Consider the following 18,202-nt stretch of genomic DNA (forward strand, 5'->3'; position numbering starts at 1 on the left):
TTATTTAATTGTATAGTTAACAACAATTTTTTTCTTGAATACATTTTCATAACTAATTCCAGGAGTTAGTCCACTATAATCAATTTTCTCTTCCTTTTTTAGCTTTTTCAATACTGTGGTTGAGTGACCGGGAATATGGCCGGATTCATATGTATAAATTAGCACTTGCATATTGTTAATCAAATGACCTGATAGAATTAAAACCTCTAATTCCTCTTTAAACTTTTCGACCTTAGTCATTTGCCTGCCACCAAACAAATCTCCCTGCACCTTTTTTGCATCTTCATCAATATCAAAATTCGCCTCTCCATTGGTAGCATTTCTCCTCCATGCAATATCCAAAAATTTATCTACTGCTCGATAGTGTTTCGCACCAAAAATTATACCGTATATATTAGCGCCTTTGCGCAAAGAAAATGGAAACAATTGCAGGTTTGTACTTTCTGGCAATCTTCGTTTCACTTCATTAAGTATAAACCTATGAACATTCTGATACTTGTTTTGCTTTAAATCATCCATATCTATGTTAAGCACTCTTTTAAACTCTTCAGCACTTCCTAATCGCCAAAAATAGGACGATGAAACGAAATAAATGAAATCTACAGCCTTTAACTTTTCCAGTTCATTTAGGAACTGTTGAGATATAAACTTAACACCGTTTTGATCTAAATAGACCAAGGAAGGCGAACTCTTTATATTTGGCAATAGTTTAAAAAACAACGTATCTGCATCTTCATTAAAATATTGAATTGAAACAAAATGCCTAAGCTTTGGATTTAAATTGAGATACTCCTCTACGTTTTGTTTTAATAATTCAAATTTCTGTTGTTTATACTTATTAGGTTCAAACTCATTAAAGTATAATTCAATTTTAGTATCGGTTTTAAAAAACAATCCTAGATAGGTGTTTATTTTATTTAGTAACCTTATTGGAGATCCTGGCACTTCAATTTGATCATAACCCGGGCCTGAGAAAAAATCAAATATTTGAATTTTTGGAATTACTTTCTGAGTTATAAATGTAGGAAGCCACGCCTCTGCATAATCTTCGAATATCTCCAATTTTGTTTTAGTTGTTTCATCGAATGGTTCAGAATGTAAATCTTTATATGGCATAGAAAAAGGTTTATTGCAAAAAAACAAGAATATCAAGCTACCAGAATTTCATTCAACTCCCCTATTATCCCGTCCGTATCCTCCCCGAACAACTGCCACATTTTTCCCAATCCACCCTGGGCGTTAAAGGGACTGTAATCAAAATCGTCTCTTTCAATGTGGAAACTGGTGGCCACATGGTCCTTGATCATGCGCAGCCAATGCATCTGCTCTTCGGTGAATCGATTGTGCCGGCCGGCATTCTGCTTAAATACCCAGGTCTTGAAATTGCTGTCCACCGTTTTGTCAAATATCGTCAACACCGGATCCAGCCCGGAGAAATGACGCACCAGCGACACCAGGGCAATCAAATCATTCTTCACGCTGCCCTGTGCACCATGCAACTGCTCAAATGCCTCCCAAACCCGTAATGGCGCCAGCAGGGGTTTCTCGGATTTCAACTGCTCCGCCAGGTCGCGGATCAGCGCATAGGTCAGTTCGCGGCGACGATAGGGTTGGTTATAGAAGATTTGCAGTGCGGTGATCTCATCCTTGTGCGCTTCCAGCCAGGATTTAAAATCCAGGATCAGCTCTTCCGCTTTTTCCTTCTGATCCTTGTCCCACCCAATATGTGTTACCTGGTCGATGTTCACCACATCAATAATCTGCTCATGCACCTTCCGCACATTGTCGATATACAGGTTCAACTCGCCATTGAACACCGAACCCGCCGCATCCAATAGCTGGTCGTGCGCTTCCCGAAATGCAATCTCAATTTGTTCCGGCCCGGCGCCCCCCATCCGCTCTTCCACTTTTTCCCGGATCTCCTGCAAGGTATCCGGATCATAGGCATCCAACAGGTTGCGGGCAATGGACTGGAGTGATAACCCGCCCGTACGGGATTCCAGTTGCTGGTGTTCCTTTTCCGTCATCTGTTTGTTCAACCGCAGCAACCGGTTTGCCAGCGAAGTGTAGATATCTTCATCCTTTGCCCCCACGGCCACTGCCTGCAGCAGGTCTTTTAAGGGAACGGATGGTTTGCGTTCCAGGGGACGGCTGTCGGTTTTCACACTCTTGCTTACCCCTACCGCATCAATGATCACAAAATGGTCCTTGGCATAAGTGGCACTCGGGGTAACGGAACGCAGTTCATCCAGGGAAACCGTTCGGGTACCCCTGCCCTTCATCTGTTCGAAATAACTGCGGCTTTTTACATCACGCAGGAAGAAGACGATCTCCAGCGGTTTCACATCTGTACCAACTGCAATCATGTCCACTGTGACGGCTATACGCGGATGAAAATTATTTCTGAACTGTGCCAGTGTTCCCTTGGGATCATCTGCACCGTAGGTGATTTTTTTGCAAAACTCATTGCCCTCTTCAAACTCTTCGCGCACGGTATTGATGATATCATCGGCGTGACTATCTGTTTTCGCAAAAATCAGGGTCTTGGGCAATTCATCACGCTGGGGAAACATTTCCCTCCAATGCTCCCTGAATGCCCGGATGATGGTACGGATCTGGCTTGGATTCACTACGTCATCGTCCAGTTGTTTTGCGCTGTAGGTAATGTCTTCATCCAACTGTTCCCAGCGTTTTCTCCGGCTAAGTTTTTCCCGCTTGTCCACATACTCGCCTTTCCAGATGGAAGAGCCCCTGCGGGATATCTCCGTTTCGATCAGGTACACGTTATACGGCACCAGTACCCCATCCAGCACGGCTTCTTCATAACCATATTCGCTCACCACGTTCTGGTTGAAATAACCGAAAGTGCGGTTGTCGGGAGTAGCCGTCAGTCCCACCTGGAAAGCATCGAAATATTCCACCACCTGTTTCCAGATATTATAAATACTGCGGTGGCATTCATCAATCACGATGAAATCAAAAAAGTCGATTGGTAGTCTTTCATTGTACACTACCCCCACCGGTTCCCTGGCTACAAAACTGCTTTCGTTGGGGTTTTCCGTCTCAGCAGATTCCGGCAACTCGGTACCCTTCAGCAGGGAATACAAACGCTGGATGGTGCTGATACAAACCTGGCTGTCCGGCGCTACGTAGCTGCTTTTGAGTCGCTGGACATTATAGAGTTCGGTGAATTTCCGGTTGTCGTCATTGGGCATGAAGCTCATAAATTCCTGCTCGGCCTGTTCGCCCAGGTTTTTGGTATCCACCAGGAAAAGAATGCGTTTGGCCTTGCTGAATTTAAGCAGGCGATAGATACAGGTGATGGCGGTGAAAGTCTTGCCGGATCCCGTAGCCATCTGTACCAGGGCACGGGGTCGGGCGGATTTGAAAGAAACCTCCAGGTTGGTGATGGCATTAATCTGGCAATCCCGCAGCCCGTCAGTATCCAGTTTGGGAAGATCCTGCAGGCGGTCGCGCAGGGAGCGTTTCAGCCGGAGCCTTTCTCGAAAGTTTTCAGGCCGGTGAAAGGAAAAAACAGGCCGGGATCGGGGGCGCGGATCGCCATAATCGGTGAAACGGCTTACATATCCGGTACTTTCATACACAAATAAAAGGGGATCGTTTTGAAGGTGTTTGAGTTTGCTGACCCTGTATTCATTGGACTGTTCCTCGTGCATGGTCAACCGAACTGCCTCTTCTTCCCTTTTCGCTTCGATCAGTCCTACCGGTTTCCTATCCACGAAGAGTACATAATCAGCCGGACCGACATCAGTTTGCCATTCCCTGACCGCCACACCGGGGGCAGCGCCCAGATTGATCTGGCTTTTATTCTGAACGACCCAGCCGCATTGCGTAAGGGCTAAATCAATGGCATCGCGGGCTATCTGTTCCGGGTTCTGATTCATGGAAAGGTTAAAAATGAAAAATAGGCAGTATAGACAAATATATTTTTAAAACAGGAAAAATCAAAGCACCATTTCACTACTGCCACAACACATAAAAGGGAACCGCCCATAAAGTCTTTTTCATTGAGTCCGGCAAAGGCCTGAAATCCTTTGAAATCCCTGAAAGATACCGTTTCTGCTTTTTCACTTCAATCGCAATCAGCGAACCATCAGGTTTTTCCAGCATAAAATCAACTTCTTTCCCGTCACTGGTACAAAAATGATAGAGGCCGGCTTTTTTTTCAGAAAAACTGAGCAGTTTCATTAATTCCGTAGCCACAAAATTCACCCGCAAGTGACCGAATAGTTCCGGACGCTTTACCTGCAAATCTTCCAGATTCAAATCAAGCATATGGCATAATAAAAGACTATCCAGCAAATAGCCCTTGGGCGATTTGACCAACCGCTTACCGATATTCCGAAACCAGGGAGCCACATCAAAATTCAGGAACATCAATTTCAGGATAATTTGGCAAATTCAAGATTCAGCAACCTATTTAACCCATCTCCCCTGCCCCGGGTTGCCTGGTATCATTTAAAAAAAACACCGGACTAACCCTGAGCGCCGCCAACAGGTGCGGTGTTATGAATCGCGGAAGCGTTTCCAAGATACCCCCAATTCCAGCGAATAGAATTCATGTCTTTATTTTTCCCAAATAACACTTTTACTTTTACAGGTAAACACCGACACTACTGCCTTACAGTTGCCCTGCCAGAGCTGATTGCACGAAATGTGGGTATGTGAAATATTAAATTGAATTTTAACTTGCACTCCCGCATCGCGGACAGGACTTACTAAACACAAAAAAAAGTGTATCAAAAAATGATACACCCTCTTAATTTTTTTCCGGACGAACATCAACCTTACGGTTTCATAGAGATTGTCATTTTGAGGCTTATCCTAACCAATTAATCTGTGGCTACAGATTAGGGAGCACGGACTTAATGTTTCTCAACGCTGCAAAAGGATTTAAATGTCTTTCCATAGGATTTGATTATACTTCTCAAGGATTGGGTTTCGTTTACAGGTAATTTAAAGGATTTGGATATACACTGTTTCAAACTTCGGTTTTCATTGATATGGATTCCATGGATTTCATACACTTATTTATTCATAGAATCTGGTCTTTTCGTTGTTGCGGATACAAAGTTTAAAAGATTTCTTTTTCGGTCATAACTCTTTCGATAAAAAAGACGGAACTTTCGACGAATGGCCGCTTTGCAGATTTTTTAAATCGGCAAATAAATCCAGATGGTGCCACTCTTTGCAGCCATATAATAATGCCATGGACTTAAATATCAACTCCAAGTAAACCCATCATAATCAATCTGATTGTCTTCTAAAAACCTGCCGAAATCAGTATACTGTCTCCTGTCAATTCCTCCACCCGCTTGCCGCTGTCATATCCATCAAAGAACAGGCTTCCATTCTCTATAAAATACAGACTCATATCAATGGTCATGCCTTCATACTCCAGGTGAAACAGGGTGACTTTATTCATGCCAATTGATTTTTAAAAGTTGAGTAACCATTCCAATACAAACCGGAAACTATCTGATTTTGCACCTGAAAGCTTTAGCCGGTGTTAAGGTTGCTTTACCAGCAACTCTTAAATTACTCGCCGGAGCTTTCTTTTTTGTAACTGTGTTCCCTCAAGTCATTGAGCCAGTAACAGGTTTTGCGAAAATCCAACGCCCCTATCCCCGTTTTAGGGGATAGGTAAATAGAAACGGATATCACAATTTTACACAAAATGGCGTCATGAGATCAATCCGTAACATATTCTATAGCTGGATATTATTCCTACTCTGCCAGTCCCCCATCCAGGCACAGGACTGCGATCCTGCCATTGTCGCCAACCATCCCGGCAAATGGAAACAGGGTATGCAGGGAAGCTCCAGGGGTGTATCGCCCGCCAGTCTCAGCCGCCAAAGAGAAATCATCCAGGCCATCATCCGGCAAATGCAAAGCAACCATCAGCTCCGGGGCTTTAATATCAGTTATTCAGGAGTGCATGGTTATCCCAACCCGGACCTGGTCAAAGGCCGGAAAACAGATAGTTACGAAGCCGGTATGGCTATTCTTCCCATCTACTGCAGCGATGGTGTACTCAAAGAGGCGCATGAAACACCCTTCTGGTTGAGGATCGGATTTAACAATATGCCCGTTACCACTAACGCCAGCTTCTTTGTGCGCACAAATGAAGAGGAGGAAGACCCGGAAACAGATGTACTCGGCGCCATTGACAGTAAACCTGTAAATGACCGATCCGTCTGGCTGCTGAAGAGGAATTTTACCGGTGGATTTGGGGTTGGACTCACTGAATACAAATGGATCATCAGTTACCGGGACGAGCTCCCGTTTACCTATCTTACTAAAAAAGAACTCTGCGCAAAACTGAAAGACTACCATCAAAAGAAACTCAAATATGTCAAATTTGAGTACGAAAAAAAATCCCACAAAGAAAAGCTGGAACGCATTGAAGAATTTGTCCACAATGCGACCGAAAGAGTACTGAACGAACCGGCCACCAGCCACGCTGAGATCCTTCAACTGTTTGCCTCCAACGGAGATGTGATCGCCGGATTCCCGGAAACAACCGACCCAAATGCGAGGTGGGTGGTGAAGAACAGAGAAAATTATTTCAATGCCTCTTTACCGCTGCATACGCCACAGTTGATCACCCTTACCTTCAGTGTCAATGAAAAGAATGAACAGCAGATGAACACCATGTTTCAACTGGTGGAAGCAATAGATATAAATAATCTCAAAACCCTGCTGGGCAATCCCAATGCATTTACCAAAGGAAATCCGTCCAAACCAGCGAACACCAAACCAACGCCCCCCAACACCAATAGCAATATCATCATCACCACCGCCTCCGCTTCCGGCGCAAAGCGTCAAGTCACACCTTATGATATCTACAAAAATGTTCCGGATAAGAAATTTATGCCAACCCCACTGGCGCAAATCACCAATGTAGTCAGGCTGCCAACGATTCCCCCCGCCATCAGGGCTGCAGCTATGCAGATAACCATGACCAATAACAATCGCCAGGAGATCCTGAAGAAATTATTGTTCGACATCCGGCAGCAGTTGAAAGCAGAACAGTTATCCGCAACCGAAAAAATCCTATCCGGCGTCAACAGCAAACCCATCGACCTGGCAGATCTGGGCGTGATGCTGTTCTATAAGGGCAATACAACGGAGGGACTCTGGTGCCTGGCCCAGGCCGCAGCATTTGATCCTCAGAGTGATTATATCCTGAACAACCTGGCGGGAGTACTAACCACCAGCGGCGCAGCACCGAGGGCCCTGCCTATCCTGCGATACCTGCAAATGAAGCACCCTAAAAACACCACCGTACTCAACAACCTGGGACAGGCATGGTTTCAACTGGGTGAATTGACCCGCAGCAAAACAGCGCTGGATAGCTGTTTGCGGTATATGGGTCATCATCCCCAGGCAAATTATACCAGGGCTGCCATTGCAGAAAAAGAAGGAAAGAACCAGGAGGCTGTAGCTCTAATCCACAAGAGTCTGAAAGGTGCCTACAACAAGGAGACTGAAGAGTTGGCCGGAAAAAAACGGATTAAAATAGACTGGGGCAACTATTTGAATCTTCGCCGTCCGGTGGAGGTGGCCTATATCAATCCGCTACAGCTTCGCCCGCCGGCACAATGTACCAACGTAGCCAGTGCCGGTGAACTGGAAAGTCAATGGAAGGCCTGGGAGGCAGCAACGGAAAAAATGACGGCAGGCATCGAAGCCGGAATGGAGGAAGCCGCATTGAACGCTGAGCAGTATGCGCAGGAAATGGAAAAGAAGAATGGCATTGCCGGTGCTGTTACGCCTTACCGTGGAATTATGTCGGGCAAGGCATCCAAACTATATACAAAATTCCTGAAGCAGTTCAGCGAGCTCTCTGCTGAAGCGAATCAATATTTGTCCACCCGCTACAAAAAAGAAGAGGAAGCACTGGAACAGCAACTGGAAAAAGCCTACGAATCCATCACTGAGAAATATGCCAAACTGGAGGGTGAGGGCAAAGGTCTGCAAACAGAGGCGCGTTGCCAGGAGTGGAACAGTGCGTCCAATACATACCTGCAACAAATGGCGGCCCTTCACGATGATTTCAATAACCGATTTAGTGAGCCCATGCGTTCCCTGGCTATTGAAATGATGTTCTGGAGCCAGTATCTGCCGGAACCCGTGGCGTTGCGCGAAGGGAAATATTATGAGATGGCTTTAAAAGCTGTACAACCAATATATCTTCCCTCCAAATTCATTTACCCCTGCGGTGAGGGACCGCGAAATAAAGCCATCACCAAAGACACCCTTGCTTTTCAACCCTATTGCCCGATCAGTTTTAAATTTAAAATTAAAGTAGTGAAGGTGACCGGCGACTGCAGCAAACTCGAGTTTGAAATAGAAGCAGCAGGTTTAGTGCTGGGAATGGAAAAAGACTTTGTCAATAAAAAATCCACCCTGGCATTTGGTGTGGGTGCCAGCCTTGATTTTGACAGGGATGATCTTATTGGAGAGGCCATTCCACAATTCATAGACCTGACCGGATCGGGCGTTGGGGGAAAATTCCAGGGCTTCATTGAATTCAACAGGGATGGCACCATAGCCGATGCCGGCGTTCGCGGGGAAGCCAGTCTGGAAGGCCCTTTGACCGACAGGGGTGACATTAAGGTGAACGGAAAATTAGGCGTGAATTCCGGCGTTGATGTAACCGGTTCGGATGCTGCTAATGGCATAGCGGACAGCATCAATGGGCTGATTACCACGGGGAAGTAAATGTAATAAGCTCATTGTTCATACACAGAACTGCGCCGGTCCCGCGCCGCCGGGGTAAAGCAGGCGATACACCGGTTCAAATATTCCTGAATTTCAGCGGACTTAGCTGGGTATGCTTCTTGAAAAAATTATTGAAGTGGGTTACTTCCGTAAAACCCAGGGCATCTGAAATTTCTGTTACATTCCAGGAACTGTGTTTCAGCAGAATTTTTGCTTCCTGCACCACTCTTTCAGCAATCACCTGGGTAGTGGTTTTACCGGAGCTCTCTTTTACTGCCCGGTTCAGGTGGTTCACATGAATATTCAGTTGTCCGGCGAAATCGGATGCAGTCCGAAATTCCAGTTCGCGATGGTTCTCATCGATGGGAAACTGGCGTTCCAGCAATTCGAGAAAAAGGGTGGCAATCCGCTCGGCCGCGTTGATGGTCTGCTTTTCCAGCGTGGCGCCGGCATCCAGCTTCATGGCAAAATGCAGCAACTCAAATACCATATTACGCAGTACATCGTATTTATGAATATAACCCGATTCTATTTCCGTAAACATTCGCTGATATACCTGTTCAAGCTGGTCAAACTGGTCATCAGTCAGCTCAAACATATGTCTGCCGCCTGGCTGGAATACCGCGTATTGAGAGAGTTTGCCAAAATGATGAAAAAAATGACGGTCGAAGATGCAGAAAACGCCGCTGGTGATATTTTCAGTACACTCCCACTTATATGGGATCTGCGGATTGGAAAAACTCAGCGCCTGTTTTTTAACCGAAATAATCCGGTCTGCATAATGCACCCTGCTATTGCCTTTCACCAGCATGATTTTATAAAAATCCCTTCGCTTGTAAGGCACCGGCTGGGCATTGGTTCCCACATAAGGATCCAGTTTGAAAACATTGAAATGGCCGATCTCATTTCGAATGGCATCAGGCATCCAACCGAATTTTCTCTGGTAAAATTCTTCAATCGTTTCGACCCTCGTCATATTCCACAAATTAGCCATTTAGATCAGGATTTTTGGAGACGGTGAAACTTTTTATGAAAGGAATATACCAGGCTGGTATTCCAGATAAAATCTTTGGCTCCGGGAATATCAGCCCTGATTAGTTTGTTGCCAATGGCCTGAATGGAAAGCGGAAAACCGGGTCGCTCCAGGTTCAGGGTAGCGCTGGCAAAAATGCCATCATGCCGATCCTGTTTTAAATAATACACCTGGGGCGTAAATCCTGCATATACCCGAAAAGGCAGGCGGATATGAGAAATACTGCTGTTGACAGTAATGAAATAATTGTTTTTGGAAACATCTTTGTCCAAACCGCGGGCGTAGAGATAATACATACCCAGGCTCACTTTTTCCGATAGCCGGTAGGAAGGGGCGAACTCGCCGGCGAGGAAGCGACGGGTAAGCAGCACCGGGATGGTATCTCCTCCGTTCACAGGCAGGTGCGTTGCCTTGAAATTCAAGGCCGGATGAGCGCCGAGGGTTACCTTCCATTTATTGGTCCGCACCAGTTTATACCGCCACCAGAACACAAAACTCCAGGGTTTTCCTTCCAGGGCAAAACGCAGTTCCGGTTCAAAACTCAACCGGCCCCTGCCGGCCGAGAGGCTGACCAGGGCAGCAGGTTTGCCGAGCGAGAAACTGGGGATAAGCGACATACCGTTATGGGTAACTGCCACCGAGCCGGAAAAATCACTCACCAACTTGCTGCTGTCCGCTTGCTGGGAAAAAGAAAGGCGGGATAAACCCATCATCAATCCTATAATCCAGATTTTTTTCATCCTTCTTCCTATTACATTTTTTCAATATGCAAAGAAATAACTGTTGGCCGTTGGTTTCATTATGTTATTCAAAGTAATCATTACGATTTTCAAACAATTAAAACCATACCCTGCGTTCCGGCGTCAGGGGTTTCCATTAAATGATTTTTGCCATATATTGTATCAACGGCAATCATGCGACACGCGGTCTGTTTAGTTTTGCAAAAAACACCTAATCGTTCAAAGACCATCTTTATGAAAATACTCAAACAATTAGCAGTCCTGCTTATGGTTGGTACCAGCCTGCCATCCCAGGGTCAAACCATTCCGGATAAGGGAAATACCAACCAGGTGTCGCAACAGGACCGGCTTTACGGGCTCAGCCAGATCTGGTCGGAGGCGAAATACAATTTCGTTTATTTCGATAAGCTGTCCATCGACTGGGACAGCCTGTACCGCGCAACCATTCCAAAAGTGATCAGTGCTGCAGGAGATCTTGAATACTATAATGTCTTAAGGAATTTTGCCGCCCAATTACATGATGGTCACACCGGTGTATGGTACCCCATGTCCTACTATAATTCCCTGGCACAATACGCCCCTTTAAAAACCAGCCTGATCGATGGCAAAGTGTTCATCACCGGACTCTTAAATGACACCCTTGCGACACAGGGACTGGAGAAAGGAATGCAGATCCTTAAGATAAACGACAAGGATGTGTTTGATTACGCCAACACTTATGTATCACCGTATGAAGGGACATCCACCCCACAGGGGCAACACATGATGGTGTACAGCACCTACCTGCTGAACGGTCCGGTTGATGAGCCCATCAAACTCACCATTATGAACAAGTCAGGCAAGACCGGGGAATATCTTGTCTCCAGGAAATTAACCAGGAAGAAAAACCCTGCAGTAGCATACCGGCAAACGGCAGAAGGAACTGGAATATTAAGCATCAACAGTTTTGACAACCAGGACTTCTATAAAATTTTCGACAGCCTGTACACATCCATTCTTACCACAAAAGGATTGATAATTGATCTGAGGGAAAACGGCGGTGGCGATGGGTCGCAGGGACTGCATATTTTAAAACACCTGACCAAAAACGCATTCACCGGCACCTATAACACCTATCGCCAATACAATCCATCCTTCAGGTCATGGGGTGTGCAGAATGCTACTTATCTCCAATTCGGGCCGGACATACACAAGCCATTTACTGACCGGACCATATATGAAAAACCGGTTGTGGTTTTAATAGGTAAACAAACCTATTCTGCCGCCGAAGATTTTACCGTACTGTTTGACGCCATGAAAAGAGGAGTAATAATCGGCCAGCCTTCAGGAGGAAGCACCGGCCAGCCTTTGTTTATCAAACTACCAGGAGGCGGAACCTTCAGGGTCTGCATTAAGAAAGACACTTACCCTGATGGAAAAGAATTTGTAGGTGTGGGAATACAACCCAATATTTTTGTTCCGGAAAGCGCTGACAGTTTTGTAAAAGGAGAAGATGTTGAATTAAATAAAGCCCTTGAATATTTAAAGGCTAAATAACCCAACCAACAATACCATGCAATCAGACAAAACCCCGGACAAACTAATTTTCTTTGGCGTGCTGTTATTTCTTGCCGGATTGATCGTTGGTTTTTTGATCCCGGTTTTGGCAAATCCTCGCATGGGACTATCCACCCATCTGGAGGGCGTTATGAACGGTTTATTCCTGGTCGTCCTGGGCCTGATCTGGAACCGGTTGTCCTTATCACAAAAAGCGTTGAAAACCACTTACGCCCTGGCTTTATACGGAACATTCGCCAACTTCATTGCCGTCTTTCTAGCCGCCATTACAGGCGCAGGAAAGATGATGCCGCTTGCCGGGGGAAAAGATGGCGGCCTCCAATTGGAGGCCGCCATCAGCTTTCTGCTTGTTTCCCTGGCACTGGCTATGATCGCCGTGTGTATCCTCGTACTAAAGGGCTTGTACAGGCGTTAATTATCACTTACCCTTTTAACCCGGAAAGAACCTTCAACTTTTACCGTCTGGAAACCATCGCCAAAGACCCCGGACTTTTCCAGCAGGAAGGAGCCTGAAACAATTTGCTGTACATCACCGTATCCGGTAATCGTTAATTTGCCCGGACTGTTTTGCCAGCTATTGCCGATGCTATAATGTTCATAATACAAAGTATTCAGGGGTGTACCCGGCACCCGGTACAGGAAGTTCACATTACCCATCCTGCTCCAGTCATAAGTCTTAGGGGCATCACCCTTAGATCCTTTCCAGGATATTTCGATCGCGCCTTTAAACACACCATTCTCCCTTACATTGCCCGTCACATCAGTTGATCCTGATCCCGGGAAATACTGTGCCATACCGCCATCGGTCCTGATCCAGGGACCGCCGTTGATCCGGAAAACAATACCCTCTTCCTGGATGTTGATGGCAGCCAGTAAAATGAACTGTCCGTTTTGCGGCAGATTCAGTTCCACCCAAACAGTAACGGGGTTTATGGCAGGAGCCTGGGCCGGCGCTTTATAGGTGGCAAAAGACCCGAGCGGCAACAACTGGCCATCACCCTCAAGATGCCATTCTTTCAGGTATTCTTTCTCCATTGGCTGCTCTGTAACAATTTCCAATTCTTTTCCGGGAACAAGCGGAGCAAGCAGATCGGCCAGTGGCAGGTGACGCACCAGTTTCAGGTCCACCGTCCCATTCGGGGCGATACTGCTTTCCTGCGGTGTTAAACTTAGGACTTCAAAAAAACTCCAGTCGCTGAAATGCGTGGTAGTCACCTTGATCGCTTTGGCGGTTTTATCCAGTTGCACCCCTCCCAGCGCCATCCAGATACCATTCTGGTGCTGGTAGGAAATACCCAGCGCCTCGGGTGCAGTGTTGATTGCAATATCACCATAGGCAAAACTGATCGTCACAGGTTTTTTAAATGACACATCGTGTGGGGACAGGCGGTAAGCCTGGCCTCTTCCGGCTGTATTGGTATTGCTAATCGGCTGGATGCTGATGTTGGCACCTGCCTCCAGTGCACCGGCAGGAATTTCAATTTTGATGTTGCCATCCGGAGTTTGAATAACACCACCATTTGCATCAATCAATTTTGTGGTGGCAGTGCCCTGTGGCACACCAGGCGCTGTAATCACTCCCGTTTCATTTCCGGAAGGGATACCACTATCATCTTTTTTGCAGGAGGAAAGAAAAAGAACAGATAAAAAAAGAACAGTAAGGATTCGGTTTAATGCGTAATAACATGTGTTCATCTAAGAATAATTTGCGGCAAAACTGACCGGATATACTAATAAGGAAAAGTTAATGGAACCTGAACTTTACAAAACGATGATAAGGTGAATATGTGGCGGAGGAACGGCGAATGTTTCAGATTGTGCAGTTGTAAATCTTTTATTATTTTGGAAGGGTATTAAGAGATAAACTTCCATATGATAAAATCCCTGCCCTTGCTGGCAATTGTCATGTTAACCTTGCTGGTCTCCTGCGGAAAAGACAATGATAGTCCCGAAAGTGAAAGACCGGAAGAAACACCTGAAAACCCGCAAGCCCCCAACACGCCGGGACAAGACACGCTGTCCGCCGGATGGAGCAAAACAAAGATCTCTGATACGGCACTTTTTGACATTATATTTCAGGACTCCCAAATCGGGTACTGCGGCGGCACATTTTTCTATCAAACAACGGATGGAGGCGCAAGCTGGACGCGACTGAATAATCCATCTTCTTCCTCAAATCTTTTTCTGACCCCAAATGGCACACTGCATGGCCTGAATATTAACAACGGCGGGGCCTACCGGTATCGACGGGAGACAGGCGAATATTACCGATTTAATTCATCGCAATTTGCCAGCAGTTATGGCGACCTGTATTTCCTTGATGAACAGACAGGATTTACGATTTTCTCCTCGGGTTTATATGTCACAAAAGACAGCGGAACAAGTTATTCAAAAATTAATGTAACCGGCATCAATATAAATTACGACTCCCAGGAGTTTGCCCTATACTTCCAGGATGAGAATAACGGCTTACTGGGTGTCGGTGGCAGCATCTTTAAAAGCCAGGGAAATACTTCGAGCTGGAATCCATCTAACAAGCCCGCCTACAACAATGGTCCGGTCAACAGTTTTTCTTCGCCGGGCAACAACCTGATCTTTGCGGGGCTAGCCAATGCCGTTATACTCAAATCAACAGATGGCGGGATAAATTTTACAGAAATCAGCCAACTGCAGGAACCAGAATCTCAAAGGTTTAATGATATTCATTTCCTGGATGCAAACAATGGCTATGCCTGCTACTCCAACCGAATTTTCAAAACCACCAATGGAGGCGTATCCTGGACCAAGGTTGTTTCACTCAACAATGATGGGATCGTCGAAATCGATTTCACGGATGCCAACCATGGCTGGGCCTGCACGGTTAATGGATTTGTGTTGCGATTTAAAAAATAGTCTATTCCCTTTTAAAACTCATCTCCTTGCCGCCCTGTTTCAATACCAGGGTATTCTGTGACAGATCAAAGGTGATCACCAGTCCCATACCATCAAAACGGAATTCATCTTTGGCAGTGGCTTCCAGCGGGAATGAATTCTGTCCGCCGGCCTGCCCTTTCAGTGAGTTCCCATCTTTGGAGATGGTAATTTTCATGGGCATTTTTTCGGCAGCATACACGCCAATGTATTTATTCAACTCCTCGTCTGACAGTACGAGTACTTTGAATTCAGGCACTTCGTATGGTTCGTTGTACACACTGCTTACCAGCGCCTTCAACACTTTGTTGGCATTGTAATTATCGCCGTTGGCACTCAGGGCAATAGTGACTCCGATATCCTTCAGGTTTACAAAAACGGAAGCGAACCCTTCAATGCCGCCTGTATGTCCCATGGCTTTTTTATCATTCACCGGAACGGGATAAATTCCCAGACCAAATCCATCTTTAACGACCAGCATTTCATCCATGCTTTTTTGTGAAAGCAGCTTTCCGCCGAACAAAGCCTCCGCGAATTTTGTAATGTCTGCGGGTGTTGAAATGACACCGCCTGCACCCAGGAGCACGGAAGTATGGGTCTCGGGTTGCTTTACCCAGTTTTTCACATACTTGTACGACTGGCTTTCATTGTTGGCAGAATTGATCACGCTGCCGAATGCAGTGTATTTCAATCCGAGGGGCTTGATGATCTGCTGCTCCAGCAGTTTCGCATAGGGCTCACCGTAAATCTCTTCCAGGATAAAACTCAGCAGGATATAATTTGAATTACTGTATTCCGCTTTAAAGTCCGGCTCAAAATCACTGCCGCTGTCGGAAATAACCTTTACCAGTTCAGCCCTTTGTCTGGGTGTCGTATTCCATTCGTAATACGATTTGTCGCGCGTAATATTGTGGATACCGCTCCGGTGGCTGAGTAGGTGCCGGATGGTGATTTTATCTGCATGTTTAATGCCGGGGAAATAAGCCTGGATGGACTGGTCCAGGGAGAGTTTCTTTTTCTCTGCAGCCTTTAAGACCATCACAGCCGTAAAGGTCTTGGAGATGGAACCAACGCGGTACTTTGTTTCATCATTGGCTTTTTTACCTGACTCCACATCGGCATAACCGATGGAGCGGGTGTAGAGCAAGTGACCGTTTTTTGAAACGGCCACGGAGCCCATGAGTTTATTGTTTTGTTCAAGGGCATCAAAATACCGATCCAGTTTTGCCTTGTCGAAAGACTGGGCGGAAAGGAAGAATCCGGCCATCAGGGCCAGGCAGAGCAGGAAAATATTCGGCTTCATGTTGTTTAATTGAAGCAGCAAGATAAAAAGGGGGCGGTCCGTTTATTTGCCGTTCATCCCAACCACATATTTATGTCATCCCCTCCATAGCTGTTGAAGAACAGTTGCAGAACATTCCACCCGTTTTGCAGACAAAGCCACCGCATACGTCTATCCATCTCCCCCGCCTTCAGCTACCCTCACTAGCTTTGCCCCATTCACCATTCACCATTCACCATCGATGCTCTACATACTCGAAACATCCAACCTCTGCCACCGGTTCCGCCACCAGGGACCTGCGCTGAAAAATATAAATATGCAGGTGCCGGAAAATTCTATCTATGGGTTCCTGGGACCCAACGGCGCCGGCAAGACCACCACATTGAAACTCATACTGGGACTACTGAAAAAACAGGCGGGCACCGTGACTGTTTTCGGTAAAAGTTTTGACCGCGACCGGATCGCCATCCTGCAACAGACAGGTTCCCTCATCGAATCGCCATCCCTTTACAGCCAGCTCACCGCTTTGGAAAACCTGAAAGTATTCCAGGCCATTTATCAATGTCCGACTTCCTACATGCAAGAAGTACTCAACCTAACCGGACTGGCGGATACAGGGAAGAAAACCGCGGGACAATTTTCCCTCGGCATGAAACAACGTGTAGGTATTGCCGTTGCACTGCTCAACCAGCCCAAACTACTGGTGCTCGACGAGCCCACCAACGGGCTCGATCCCAATGGCATCATCGAAATAAGAGAACTGCTGAAGCGCATCAACCGCGAGAAAGGAACCACCATCCTGATCTCCAGCCACCTGCTGCCCGAAATTGAAAAACTGGCCACACATACCGGCATCATCCACAAAGGTGAACTGTTGTTCCAGGGACCGCTGGAGGAACTGCTTATCAAAAGGAACCAGTCCTCCCACATATTGCTCGATACAGGCAATATGGAAGCAACCAGGTCTTTACTGCAGAAATACAAAATCCCCGTGCAGGAAGAATCGGGCAAACTGCTGATACCGGCACAACCGAAGGAATGCATCGCGGGCATCAACCACCGGCTGGTGAGTGAAGGCATCAGTGTATATGCCATCCAGCCCATACAAAACAACCTGGAAACCATTTTCATGAACCTTATCAACGAGAACTGATGAAGACCTTATTCCTTTCGAGCTTTCGCAGCGAATGGCTGAAAACCCGCCGCAGCGCTGCATCCTGGCTGGTGATCGCCGGCGGCTTCCTGATTCCCCTTATCCTGCTGGGAGCCCGGCTCTACCAGTTTGAAAAGCTGCCAACGGAAAATATTCACCCGCAATTGTGGCTGAACATTTCACAGCGGGCCTGGCAATATATGAGCATGTTGTTGCTGCCCATGGGAGTCATCCTGATCACCAGCCTTGTCACGCAGACAGAATTCCGCAACAATACCTGGAAACAGGTCCATACCCTGCCGCAATCGCTGACCACCATCTTTACCGCCAAGTTAGCCGTCATCATGGTGCTGCTGCTGCAAGGGTTCGTTTTGTTCAATATCGGCATCTACCTCATCGGTGCGGCTCCGGCGCTGTTCAGCGGTGTACCCTACCCTGCTGCCGAATTTCCTTTGCAAAAATCCATGCAGGTAACGGGCAGGTATATTATTGGCTGCCTGCCCATTGTAGCACTGCAATTCCTGCTCAGCCTGCAATACCGCAACTTTCTCATCCCCATTGGTGCTGGCTTCGGACTCTATATTGCCTCCATGATCGCACTGAACTGGAAACATGGTTATATTATGCCCTATATTTATTCTGCCTATACATCCGCAGGCAGGAATACAATAGGGAATAGTAATACCGACCCGCTGGTGCTGGCTTCAGCATATTTCACCGGAACGATCATTTTGGGATACCTGCTGTATATCCAAAAAAAGGATAAAGCCTGAGGACAG

14 protein-coding genes are annotated in these 18,202 nt (G+C 46.4%); 6 read left to right on the forward strand and 8 right to left on the reverse strand.

All coding sequences use genetic code 11. The features are described from left to right. The 4 genes from tcmP to BC349_RS18855 all read right to left on the reverse strand — a co-directional run bounded on the left by tcmP (position 1) and on the right by BC349_RS18855 (position 5,446). Positions 1 to 1,116: a three-Cys-motif partner protein TcmP gene (tcmP, locus tag BC349_RS18840; RefSeq protein ID WP_187258346.1), complete on the reverse strand. Its 1,116-nt coding sequence runs from the start codon at positions 1,114 to 1,116 to the stop codon at positions 1 to 3. A gap of 32 nt (positions 1,117 to 1,148) precedes the next feature. Beyond that, positions 1,149 to 3,905: a type I restriction endonuclease subunit R gene (locus BC349_RS18845; RefSeq protein WP_187258347.1), complete on the reverse strand. Its 2,757-nt coding sequence runs from the start codon at positions 3,903 to 3,905 to the stop codon at positions 1,149 to 1,151. 76 nt (positions 3,906 to 3,981) lie between these two features. Beyond that, positions 3,982 to 4,398 (reverse strand): DUF4143 domain-containing protein, encoded by a 417-nt coding sequence (locus BC349_RS18850; protein ID WP_187258348.1) that lies wholly within the window; start codon positions 4,396 to 4,398, stop codon positions 3,982 to 3,984. An 886-nt stretch (positions 4,399 to 5,284) separates the two neighbouring features. Next, positions 5,285 to 5,446: a hypothetical protein gene (locus tag BC349_RS18855; RefSeq protein WP_187258349.1), complete on the reverse strand. Its 162-nt coding sequence runs from the start codon at positions 5,444 to 5,446 to the stop codon at positions 5,285 to 5,287. Between the two features lie 260 nt (positions 5,447 to 5,706). Between BC349_RS18855 and BC349_RS18860 the strand changes: the two genes are divergently transcribed. Continuing rightward, on the forward strand, positions 5,707 to 8,748 hold the full coding sequence (locus BC349_RS18860) for a tetratricopeptide repeat protein (protein ID WP_187258350.1): 3,042 nt from the start codon (positions 5,707 to 5,709) through the stop codon (positions 8,746 to 8,748). A gap of 76 nt (positions 8,749 to 8,824) precedes the next feature. Here the strand turns inward: BC349_RS18860 and BC349_RS18865 are convergent, their stop codons facing one another. Further along, positions 8,825 to 9,724 carry a helix-turn-helix domain-containing protein gene (locus BC349_RS18865; RefSeq protein ID WP_187258351.1) on the reverse strand — a complete coding sequence of 300 codons (900 nt, stop codon included), beginning with the start codon at positions 9,722 to 9,724 and terminating at the stop codon, positions 8,825 to 8,827. 23 nt (positions 9,725 to 9,747) lie between these two features. Further along, complete coding sequence (locus BC349_RS18870) at positions 9,748 to 10,521, reverse strand: hypothetical protein (protein ID WP_187258352.1); 774 nt, start codon at positions 10,519 to 10,521, stop codon at positions 9,748 to 9,750. Between the two features lie 234 nt (positions 10,522 to 10,755). On the opposite strand from BC349_RS18870, the gene BC349_RS18875 reads away from it, so the two are divergent. Further along, a complete protein-coding gene (locus BC349_RS18875) occupies positions 10,756 to 12,057 on the forward strand; it encodes a S41 family peptidase (RefSeq protein ID WP_187258353.1) in 1,302 nt (433 codons plus the stop codon). 16 nt (positions 12,058 to 12,073) lie between these two features. Continuing rightward, positions 12,074 to 12,493, forward strand: coding sequence for a styrene oxide isomerase (locus BC349_RS18880; protein ID WP_187258354.1), 420 nt, complete (start codon positions 12,074 to 12,076; stop codon positions 12,491 to 12,493). On the opposite strand, the gene BC349_RS18885 is transcribed toward BC349_RS18880, so the two are convergent. Continuing rightward, positions 12,490 to 13,773 carry a hypothetical protein gene (locus tag BC349_RS18885; RefSeq protein WP_187258355.1) on the reverse strand — a complete coding sequence of 428 codons (1,284 nt, stop codon included), beginning with the start codon at positions 13,771 to 13,773 and terminating at the stop codon, positions 12,490 to 12,492. The two genes, BC349_RS18880 and BC349_RS18885, sit on opposite strands and share 4 nt — an antisense overlap. Before the next feature lie 177 nt (positions 13,774 to 13,950). On the opposite strand from BC349_RS18885, the gene BC349_RS18890 reads away from it, so the two are divergent. Further along, positions 13,951 to 14,970, forward strand: a complete 1,020-nt coding sequence (locus BC349_RS18890) for a WD40/YVTN/BNR-like repeat-containing protein (RefSeq protein ID WP_187258356.1) — start codon at positions 13,951 to 13,953, stop codon at positions 14,968 to 14,970. Between the two features lies 1 nt (position 14,971). On the opposite strand, the gene BC349_RS18895 is transcribed toward BC349_RS18890, so the two are convergent. After that, on the reverse strand, positions 14,972 to 16,291 hold the full coding sequence (locus BC349_RS18895; protein WP_187258357.1) for a serine hydrolase domain-containing protein: 1,320 nt from the start codon (positions 16,289 to 16,291) through the stop codon (positions 14,972 to 14,974). Positions 16,292 to 16,511: 220 nt separating this feature from the next. On the opposite strand from BC349_RS18895, the gene BC349_RS18900 reads away from it, so the two are divergent. Then, a complete protein-coding gene (locus tag BC349_RS18900) occupies positions 16,512 to 17,423 on the forward strand; it encodes an ABC transporter ATP-binding protein (RefSeq protein WP_187258358.1) in 912 nt (303 codons plus the stop codon). Next, the gene (locus BC349_RS18905; protein ID WP_187258359.1) at positions 17,423 to 18,196 is read left to right on the forward strand and encodes an ABC transporter permease; all 774 of its coding nucleotides are present in this window, start codon (positions 17,423 to 17,425) and stop codon (positions 18,194 to 18,196) included. Before BC349_RS18900 ends, BC349_RS18905 begins: the two co-directional genes overlap by 1 nt. Positions 18,197 to 18,202 lie beyond the last annotated feature (6 nt).

It is taken from the genome of Flavihumibacter stibioxidans (assembly GCF_014332695.1).
Classification (GTDB): Bacteria; Bacteroidota; Bacteroidia; order Chitinophagales; family Chitinophagaceae; genus Flavihumibacter; species Flavihumibacter stibioxidans.